This window comes from Paenibacillus sp. 01T443 (assembly GCF_056398325.1).
On the sequence record NZ_JBFTPE010000015.1, the window covers coordinates 135663 to 145098 of the forward strand.

At 38.1% G+C, this 9436-nt stretch carries 8 protein-coding genes and 1 pseudogene; 4 read left to right on the forward strand and 5 right to left on the reverse strand.

Going from position 1 to position 9436, the window contains the following annotated elements; genetic code table 11:
- Positions 1 to 131: 131 nt before the first annotated feature.
- A complete protein-coding gene (locus AC1DLI_RS25075) occupies positions 132 to 842 on the reverse strand; it encodes a Crp/Fnr family transcriptional regulator (RefSeq protein WP_477607196.1) in 711 nt (236 codons plus the stop codon).
- Positions 843 to 1169: 327 nt separating this feature from the next.
- Positions 1170 to 1267 (reverse strand): annotated as a pseudogene (locus AC1DLI_RS25080) (CPCC family cysteine-rich protein); the annotation flags it as partial.
- Positions 1268 to 1439: 172 nt separating this feature from the next.
- On the opposite strand from AC1DLI_RS25080, the gene AC1DLI_RS25085 reads away from it, so the two are divergent.
- From AC1DLI_RS25085 to AC1DLI_RS25095, 3 genes are read left to right on the forward strand one after another with little or no spacing between them, the layout of a single operon-like run.
- Positions 1440 to 2912, forward strand: coding sequence for a spore germination protein (locus tag AC1DLI_RS25085; protein ID WP_477607197.1), 1473 nt, complete (start codon positions 1440 to 1442; stop codon positions 2910 to 2912).
- A gap of 26 nt (positions 2913 to 2938) precedes the next feature.
- Positions 2939 to 3997 (forward strand): Ger(x)C family spore germination protein, encoded by a 1059-nt coding sequence (locus AC1DLI_RS25090; protein WP_477607198.1) that lies wholly within the window; start codon positions 2939 to 2941, stop codon positions 3995 to 3997.
- The gene (locus AC1DLI_RS25095) at positions 3997 to 5094 is read left to right on the forward strand and encodes a GerAB/ArcD/ProY family transporter (RefSeq protein ID WP_477607199.1); all 1098 of its coding nucleotides are present in this window, start codon (positions 3997 to 3999) and stop codon (positions 5092 to 5094) included. Before AC1DLI_RS25090 ends, AC1DLI_RS25095 begins: the two co-directional genes overlap by 1 nt.
- Before the next feature lie 297 nt (positions 5095 to 5391).
- Here the strand turns inward: AC1DLI_RS25095 and AC1DLI_RS25100 are convergent, their stop codons facing one another.
- The gene (locus tag AC1DLI_RS25100; protein WP_477607200.1) at positions 5392 to 6375 is read right to left on the reverse strand and encodes a phosphotransferase; all 984 of its coding nucleotides are present in this window, start codon (positions 6373 to 6375) and stop codon (positions 5392 to 5394) included.
- A gap of 540 nt (positions 6376 to 6915) precedes the next feature.
- Positions 6916 to 7350 carry a hypothetical protein gene (locus AC1DLI_RS25105; RefSeq protein WP_477607201.1) on the reverse strand — a complete coding sequence of 145 codons (435 nt, stop codon included), beginning with the start codon at positions 7348 to 7350 and terminating at the stop codon, positions 6916 to 6918.
- Between the two features lie 247 nt (positions 7351 to 7597).
- Here AC1DLI_RS25105 and AC1DLI_RS25110 point away from each other — a divergent pair, with 247 nt between their 5' ends.
- Positions 7598 to 7978 carry a hypothetical protein gene (locus AC1DLI_RS25110; protein ID WP_477607202.1) on the forward strand — a complete coding sequence of 127 codons (381 nt, stop codon included), beginning with the start codon at positions 7598 to 7600 and terminating at the stop codon, positions 7976 to 7978.
- A 94-nt stretch (positions 7979 to 8072) separates the two neighbouring features.
- Here the strand turns inward: AC1DLI_RS25110 and AC1DLI_RS25115 are convergent.
- The coding region (locus tag AC1DLI_RS25115) for a phosphoenolpyruvate synthase (RefSeq protein ID WP_477607203.1) at positions 8073 to 9436 on the reverse strand (1364 nt) is incomplete at its 5' end.

Below are 9436 nucleotides of genomic sequence, written 5' to 3' on the forward strand. Positions count from 1 at the left end.
CCATAACTTGTAATTTAGCAGCCCACTTCCACTCTCCGCTTGCAACCTTATTATAGGGTTAACCATTCATTTTTTTCTGTAATCTATTTTACAATTACGTTCGATACTTTAAACGTGTTCAGCAACTCGGCTCAAAAGCAAGAGGGATTATTGATTTGTTCCAGTCGTTCTATCGCCTTCTCTACCTGAACCAGGATGGTTTTTCTAACATTAATAATAACACCTTCATTGGAAAGCTTCTGCAAAACTAAAGAAACCGATTCTCTTGTAGCACCAATCATATTTGCCAATTCCTGGTGAGTCAGCGTCATTTCAATTTTTTGGTAACCATTTACATCAACACCGAATTTTTTGGATAGTTTGGTGAGAAAAAAAAGAACCTTACCACGAAGATCACTTAACGCCAGTGTTTCCAATACTTCGTCCCGGTCAAGCAATCGATTGCTCAACTCCTTTAAGAATTTCAGAGCGAGTTCTGGACGCTTGCTCAAAAATTGCTCGAATTGGTCCTTTTGAATGGAGCAGATAAGCGTATCTTCCAACGTTTCCATATAATTTCCATTGGTTCCAAACGAGAATGAACTGATTTCGCCATACATGCTACCTGGCCCCAAAATACCTACGGTATATTGCTTTCCAGACGAATTTGTTTTAAACAAACGAAGCTTTCCTGCAATAACAAAAAACAAACCATCACTTTTAATCTCAGGTGTTTGTACTAAAGATCTCTTAGGCAAAGCATTAAAATTTGTAATGGGTGCCATTTGATCAATTTTCTCTAAATCTTCTTGTGGGAGTGATTCAAATAATTTAAATCTCGACAAACTCCATGGCTTGTTCATGTCTAGTATTTAGCAGCTCCTCAATTTAATAATTAATAAATGTTTTCTAATGGAATCCAATCAATTATTTTGATTGGCATATAATAGGTTTAAGTTTCATCATCCCTATGCTGAAACACTTTGCGCTATTATAAGACGTAGGAAAGGAAGTGATTGTTTCCTACAATATTTGTTAAGCAAACCTACCCGCTAATTTAATAAACAAAATAGGAGCTGCCGCTAAGCAAGCCCCTTAACTTTTGTTAATCTTTAGATTAATGGTATCCGTTCAAGTCGCGTATGTCCTTATTTGAAACCATCCTCACGTACTATATACACCTTTCCTCCGTTATCTTCCCAAAAACAAATTCCACAAATGACATAAGTACCAGGCGGTTCCTCGTCTAAGGTTTTATACCCACAGCACGACAAGTGTATTTCCTCATAGTTATAAGGCCCTTTATTATGTTGCTATCGTGTCCCATTAGCTTAGGCTCGCACTTTTTTAAATTGTGATATCAATTGTTTTATACTTTCCCCCTCGATATAAAGGGTATAACTTTTTCATCAGTGATCATAATAAGACGAATTATTTTTCTTAGACAGGTGGTACGTCGTATGCTCCCAAATATACATAAGGCTTTAAAAGAGATCTCAAAATCAGTTGATTTTTTACAAACAACCATAAATATAAAAGATAAACATATTCACTTTTCTTACTATAAAACGCTTATAAACCATGAACAATTTCACCATGATTTACTCTCTTTTTTTCAAATCTCGAATTGTGAAATTAAAAATTTGCATGATTTAAAAGCCTTGATTCCCATTGAAGGAATCAAAGTTATTTCAAACCTGGAAGAAATTTTACATAGCTTGGCTCACGGTTCAATCTTTATTCAAATGGATCCCCATCTAAATGAAGGACTTATTGTGGACATCGCGGATTTAAAACGGGGCCATCGCGGTTATAATGATACCGAAAATGAATACAGCGTAATCGGTCCGAAAATCGGTTTTGTCGAAAATATAGATACCAATTTGTCTTTACTTCGAAGAGGGCTTATAACCGAAAAACTTATTTTTGAGGAGCACATCGTTGGTTCACTTTCAAAAACGAGAATCGTTATCGCTTATATGGAGGGTATTACCAATCTTCAATATATAAATACGGTAAGGCAGAGGCTCTTGGATCTAGATTTTGACGTGGTGTTTGAAACTTCTCTTCTGGAACAACTTATTACCGACAACTCGAATTCTCCCTTCCCGTTATTTATGTCCAGTGAACGCCTGGATAGAATCATGTATTCTTTGATAAACGGGGAAATAGCCCTTCTATGCGACGGTTCTCCTATTGTAATAACGGGACCCGTCAACTTATTTAGCTTTATCATTTCTCCTGAAGATTACTATTTGCCATGGATTTTGGGTTCGTTCTTTCGTCTCATTCGTTATTTTGGAATTGCGTTTTCAATTCTGGCTACCTCCATTTATGTTGCGATTCTTACTTTTCATTACACCGTCATTCCCAGGGATCTTTTAGGTCCGATTATTGAATCCAGAACGAATGTTCCCTTTCCTCCATTACTTGAAGTCCTGTTCTTGGAAATAACCATCGAGCTGTTGCGCGAAGCCGGGTCCAGATTGCCTACAAAAATCAGTCAAACGTTGGGCATTGTAGGAGGTATCATACTTGGGCAAGCAGCGGTGCAAGCCGCTTTAACCAGTAATATTTTGCTCATCATCGTTTCTCTTTCGGCATTGGCTTCCTTTACCACACCTATCTTTAAAATGTCCAACACGATACGGTTTTTGCGTTTTCCATTGATTGTCTTAGCATCCTTGTGGGGCGGTTTAGGCATAATGATTGGGTTAATGTTTATTTTAGGCCATTTATTGCGTTTGAAATCGTTGGGTTCGCCGTATATCGTGCCCCTGTTCCCTTTCCGCCACAAAAGTTTCAACGACAGTTTTATTCGCTCTTCCTTTACCCTTCTTTCTAAACGATTTTTATTTACTCGTCCACTCTCGACAAAAAGATTTTCAGTCCAAAAAAATAAAGATATCGGCGACGACTATAATAATGAATAGTTTTGTATAGATAGGAGGATCAAATAATGAAAGGGCATATCTTAGTTCTCTTCTGTTGCTGCCTATTATCCGGTTGCGCGCAAGCGAGGACAGTCGACCGGATTAATATCATCCAAAGCATGGGCGTAGACATCGAAGGAGAGACGATTAAAATGAGCGCTTCTTATCCTACGTATATAAAAGCTTCCCATAAACAATCCGTATCCCCGATAACCGCGGAGTCGAAAATTATGTACGGGATTTTCACAGACCTAACTACCAAGTCTTCTCAACCTGTCGAATTGGGACAAATGCGCACATTGGTAATTAGCGAAAAATTCGCAAGAGAAGCCATCTCTGAGCTAGCCGACATCATCAATCGAGAATTCATTAAAAGCAGCAATGCTACCATTGTTATAACTAAACAACATGCAAGCTCGATCATATCCGAAACCTCAAAAAAAACACCCTTTTTCTTGTCGGAGCTTATCGAACAAAACATGAACCATGGGAATACGCCGATGACAAATTATCATTCATTCGTAAATCAGTATTATGGAGAAGGCCAGGATGTTTATTTACCCGTTATCAATGAAGATCAGGGCTTATTACATATGGATGGTGTCGGCGTCTTTAATGGAGACGAATTAAAGCTTTGGTTAACCAACGAAGAAGGATTATATTTAAAGTTTCTTAAAGACAAAGCACTGACAGGCGCATATGATTTCATGACCGGTCCAAAAGAGATGTATTCTTTTTACATTCTGCGCGGAAAGAGCAAAATAGCCATCGCGCAAAACGGAAATACAACGATATCCCTTGAATTATCCATAGCGCTTAGGGAAATTCCGAAAAAAATTAACATTCACAATAAAGACGATTCGTATGAAGTAAAGAAGAAAATCGAAGAAAAATTATCCTCGGAAATCAAAACGATGCTAATCCGCTTACAAAAGAACAACGTCGATCCTATCGGCTTCGGAGAGCAATATAGGTGGCAGCATAGAAAGTATAGCGAGAAAGATTTTTATGGAAAAATCTATCCTAATTTGGATTTTGCAGTTAAAACGAAGATTATTATTTTACACTCAGGGGTTGGGCAATAGTGCAGAATCAGGTAAAGGAAAATTACACGATATCCGGATACTTTGTATTTTTCTTAATCGGCGTTCCCCAAGCTGCCGCTGGCATTTTAAATTTTCAAAGTCTTGTCCTTCGGGATGCCGGTCAAGATTCTTGGATATCGATTATTCTAGTGGGTTTGAGCCTGCATCTCATCATCTGGATGGTTTATAAGATGCTCGGTAATCCAGCTAAAGACGTAATTGACTTACATCGAATGATTTTCGGCAAATTCATGGGCAATGCCGCTTCTCTGTTATTAGTTGGATACTATTTCATAATGGCTCTATTTTACTTACGAGCTTATATTGAAATCATTCAAGTGTGGGTATTTCCAACCGTTAGAACATGGGCTATGGCAGGGCTCTTAATTTGTATGATATATTATGTCGTATCCGGCGGGTTCAGGGTTGTTGCCGGGTTTAGCTTTTTTTACATGGCTCTGATCCCTCTACTCTTTTTGCTTTACTTTCCGATTCGACAAGGCAATCTCCATCATTTATTGCCTGTTCTCAATCATTCTTTTCTTGATTTGCTTAAAGGTTCTAGATCTTCCAGTTTCATTTTCTTCGGACTTGAATCTTTGCTTATTTACTTTCCTTTCTTAAAATTACCCGAAAAAAATGTGAAATGGGCGCATTTCGCCTTACTCTTTACTACATTCAAATATACGGCAATAATTATTGTAACCCTAATATATTTTAGTCAGGGACTCCTGAAACATACTCTATGGCCAACTTTGGCGATGTCGAAAATCATTGAGTTATCCTTCATGGCAAGGTTCGAATATCTTTATATTTTTATGTGGCTTTTGGTTATCATCCCGACGGTTTGTATCCCTATTTGGTGCTGTACAAGAATTATGAAAAGAGTTACTACGCTTAAACCTCGACTTTCTTTACCTATATTACTGGCAACCCTTTTCATCGCCGCGCTTACGTTTAACGAACGAACGAAAATCGATGCATTTGAAAAATTCATAAATGAGTTAGGATTTTATTTCATCTTTGTCTATATCCCGTTACTATTTATAATCACTAGCGTTGCATTAAAGTCTAAATCCAATGTTGTTAAAAATTAATATACATTGTATTTTGTATATATGTATGTAAGTTGGTAAAAACCTTTGTTATACATGCCCTTTAGCTCAATGTGTGAGCGGCTGATTATCAAAAAAATAGCCTGCCTGAACGATATACAAGTTCAGGTAGGCTATAATTGTGTCACATCACACTAAACATAGTGACTAGTTTTCGTTCTAAGCACACATCATGTCAATTAATTCTTTGCATCCCGGTAACTATCCATGTCTTTTCCTTCATAGTTGCCCTTATCATATCGAGGGTGTTGAATAAATAAAGTATTTATAAAGCTCTTATTATATATTATTGTACATTTGAAATTCTTTAATAAATTGTTCAAGCCAATCTTCTGAATAATCAAGAACTCCAAAATCATTAGGGATGAAAGTAACTTCAAGACCCATCACCCAAAATCGACGAGCTTTCATAAACAATTCAACCGCCAATTCGTCTTGATCGGAGAAGTCTCTGACGGATCGATAGCCCGAGATTAACGCATTCCACAGCGACTCTTTCCTATCCTCTAATTGACGTTTTCTACCCCGAACTTGTGCCAAGTCATAGGCTCGCCAACCTTTCGCCGACCATTCAAAATCAAAATGAGTGAAATGGTCACTCTCATGGAATGCATTGTTGTTTCCATGCATATCTCCGTGGCAAATACCCCAATCCAAACCATGGCTAGCTGCTATGTTAATACGATCAATTAGTGCTTTCGCAAATTCACGTAGAAAAGGTGTTGCACCATTTTTCTCTCCAATGTAGTTCACAATACGATCTAGTGATTGACTGATGAGAAAGTCTGTATCCAGATTATACCTGGGTTGGTTTAAGGTAATCTGGTCCATCGCTGCATGTAATTCGGCAGCAGATCTCCCAAAAGAAAAGCATGATTTTTCGTCTTGAAGCACGTTCTCAGTGCCTTTCAAATAGCGGAAAATCACGGCAATTCTTTTCCCTTCTGGTGCATCTATAGTGGTGTATAAGCTGTTGTCTTTTTTGACAATGGGTTCCGATACCTTAGTAGCTACTGAGCTCAATTCGTTTTTTAATTGAGTTAATAAGGATAACTCATAAGCAACATCACTCTCATCAATTGAAAGGCGATAAACACGAAGTATGTAGAAACCACTGGATGTACGAACCCTGTAAGTATCGTTTAATCCACGTAACCAGTACAAACACTCATCCCATTCTCCAATATCATAATGTTTGCTAAGGAAGTACTCCAAGTATTTTGGATCTAAGACTGAACGTAAGGCAATCGGTTGAGTGTACATAATATAAACCCCTTAAACCTTTTATCTTAATCATATAACAGACCATACTCTCGAAAAAGGTATAGTTTAATTATATACATCGTTACTTTATACTGCCCGTTAGCATAATCAAGCATCGTCAATCTAAAACTTTATTTTGTTAGAGCCATAATATCCTAATTGATTCAAAACATTAGGAAAAGGGTAAACATACGATAAGTGGGAAGTGGTATTGAAAAACAGCGAAAACTGGAACTCAATTTTAGTTTCCGAAAGGTTGTTGATTCACCATGAAAACACGAAGAAGGATAAAAAGTTCGAGATTTCTGCTTCGATACTTTTTGAGTAAGACGTAGTTTTAGAAGCATATTTGTAAACCGCTTCCCACTATAAGAGGACTCTGCGATTTAATTCGCGGGGTCCTCGTTTTTATGATGCTTTCAATCAATTTCTCCTTTGTTATTACGCTATCCTGCTCGTTAGCTTAGCGAAGAAAGGATTAGCTGCCGCAGCAAACTGCTCCTCATTTGTTGAACTATCGTTCCCCGTTATCTATTAGATTCATTTCCAATTATTTTTCACAATGACAATGACAAGAACTAGCAAGAATAAGCCGGCAATATACCATAAAACTTTTCCCCAATCAAATGTGGAACCGGCATATTCACCCTCATAATTCGCTTTAATGAATGACCCATCTTTTATCTTTATCGCAATTGCCTCATTTTTGTCAACGCCTTTGATATCGTAATATTCAGTGCCCTTCGGATAGTGATTCGAAAAATTACCTGAGTATGTGCCTTCCTTGTCTGAAAATGATGTAACTTTGCCGATTATTGAACCGATTTGTTCCTTTTCCACTCGATTGTCAGAAATGATATAGGATTTACCGTCGTTTACAACAAAATTGTATGCCCAATCCGCATGAATTGGCCATATTGCAAAAAAAGTGCTTGCCAGCCAGAGCGGAATCATCAAATACAGAGATTTTCTCAAACTATCCCCCCCCTTGTTTCTTCATTTAATCAGACGAAAATAAAGATTTATTGTTGCACAATCCTGCCCGTTAGCTAAACGAGGCTGCCGTTTCATGCGGGTAGCCTCGTTCTGGTGATTAGTAACTGAAGTCGCTTGGGATTTAGGGACGTGAACTGTGGGATTAGAATTCTTTCATCAAGAGCAATCTATATTCCAAAATTTTGTAAAATGTCTTAAAGTATTCTCAATGGGGGGAGGTGGAATAATGAACAAGTTTAAAAAATTAATTTTGCCAGTTACATTCGCTTTTGCCATGTCTACTGCCGTTCCATCTGCATCAGCAGGAGCCGGATCATGGGATTATATTGGTGAAGAAACTGTTTACGAGTATGGTAGCAGTTGGGATTCTGGTGGAGGTAGCTGGAAAGTAACAAGTGACCCATACAATACAGTCTGCGTAAACTATGAGCTTTGGGAATATGATCCTTATGATCCAGATGACTATATAGGAAAGCGCTCTGTCTGCCCTGGTGAGAATGATGTATTTGATGTTAGCGGATTTACTGACGGAGGCGGTCAAGCAGAACTTTACGTAAAAAAAACAAATTATAAAGGTACTCCTACAAGATTAATTTATCACGACTGATCAAAGGCAAGCCGGCACTAAGCCGGCTTGTTTTTTCATTGCGTCAAAACAGATCCTTAGCAATTTGAAAGTTATTTTCAGCTAGCCTCAGACATTATAATATTTCGACATACCCTTCTGTTCCGTGCACGCGAATAAGTTGCCCATCTTTTATCAGTTTGGTAGCATTCTCCACTCCGACAACTGCTGGTAAGCCATATTCACGAGCGATAACGGCTCCATGGGTCATCAGTCCGCCAACTTCGGTGACCAGGCCTTTAATGGATACAAACAATGATGTCCAGCCAGGGTCAGTAAAGGCGGTGACTAATATATCTCCAACTTCCAGATCAGCATCTTCCATGTTTAAGATGACACGTGCTCGTCCCTCTATAACTCCGGTAGAAACAGGTATACCTACAATCGCTTTGTCTGGCAGATTTTCTCGTTTGTACTCACCCGCAATGATTTCACCATCAGACGTGATTACACGTGGGGGAGTTAGTTTTTCAAAAAATTTGTAATCGTCTTTTCGTTTACTGATGATCTGATAATCCAGTTTATTTGTGCGTACGACTTCGTGAAGTTCTTCAAAAGTGAGATAGAATATATCTTCTTTTTCAAGAATAACGCTAGCTTGTACGAGTTGTTCGGCTTCTTTCAGTAAAGCCTGCTTATAAACGAAGTAGCGATTAATCATGCCGTATTTTGGATATTCACGATAACCGATGAAATTCCGGATTAAGCTGATCACTCGTTTTGTCTCTTCAGCTTTTTGTTCACCATCCGGTAATTGCTTCAATTGATCTAATAACTCTTGTTCTTTTTCTAAAGCTTCCTGTCGCCCTTGCTCAAATCTCCGATTGCCAGCATTAGGCTCAAAGTTTTTGATATTACTGAGAATCATGGGGACAAGTGTAATTGGTTTTTCACTCCAACGAGTTCTCGAAATATCGATTTCACCGGCACATCGCATTCCGTATTTGTTGAGATAAGCATAGATAGCGTCTTGAGTTTCCTGTCCACCATCAAACTTAACCAGTTCATCCAAAAAATTATCATCTTTTACATGTTGTAAATAATCAATTACTTCCGGATAAGGACGAATCACATCTGCGACATCCAATAGCGCCAGACCCATTTCCGAAGTAATGTTGTTTGGTACAGATTGAGAAAGCGTATCTGCTGCGTTTTTTTCACCTAACCACTCGTACATTTTTTCATTGATCCATGACGAAGCATTCATAGCAGTCATAAAAACCTTTGAACTTTGTGGGTCAAATAAGATCTTCTTTAATTCTTGGATATCTTCCAGAATAAAATCAAATAAATCTGCTCCTGATTTCGTTTGGATGTTTTGTTTTAATTCTTCTATCGATGTTTGACTGTTCTTAATCAAATCAGAAACGATTGCCGGATCGTTTTCGATTTGTGCTTGAAAACCTGCAGACGACATACCTTTACTGCTATTACCTGGAC

What these genes read in the sequence shown, in the direction of transcription:
- AC1DLI_RS25090 (WP_477607198.1), top strand. Translation starts at nt 2,939, where the DNA reads ATGAAAGGGCATATCTTAGTTCTCTTCTGTTGCTGCCTATTATCCGGT.
- AC1DLI_RS25100 (WP_477607200.1), bottom strand. Translation starts at nt 6,375, where the DNA reads ATGTACACTCAACCGATTGCCTTACGTTCAGTCTTAGATCCAAAATAC.
- AC1DLI_RS25085 (WP_477607197.1), top strand. Translation starts at nt 1,440, where the DNA reads ATGCTCCCAAATATACATAAGGCTTTAAAAGAGATCTCAAAATCAGTT.
- AC1DLI_RS25075 (WP_477607196.1), bottom strand. Translation starts at nt 842, where the DNA reads ATGAACAAGCCATGGAGTTTGTCGAGATTTAAATTATTTGAATCACTC.
- AC1DLI_RS25110 (WP_477607202.1), top strand. Translation starts at nt 7,598, where the DNA reads ATGAACAAGTTTAAAAAATTAATTTTGCCAGTTACATTCGCTTTTGCC.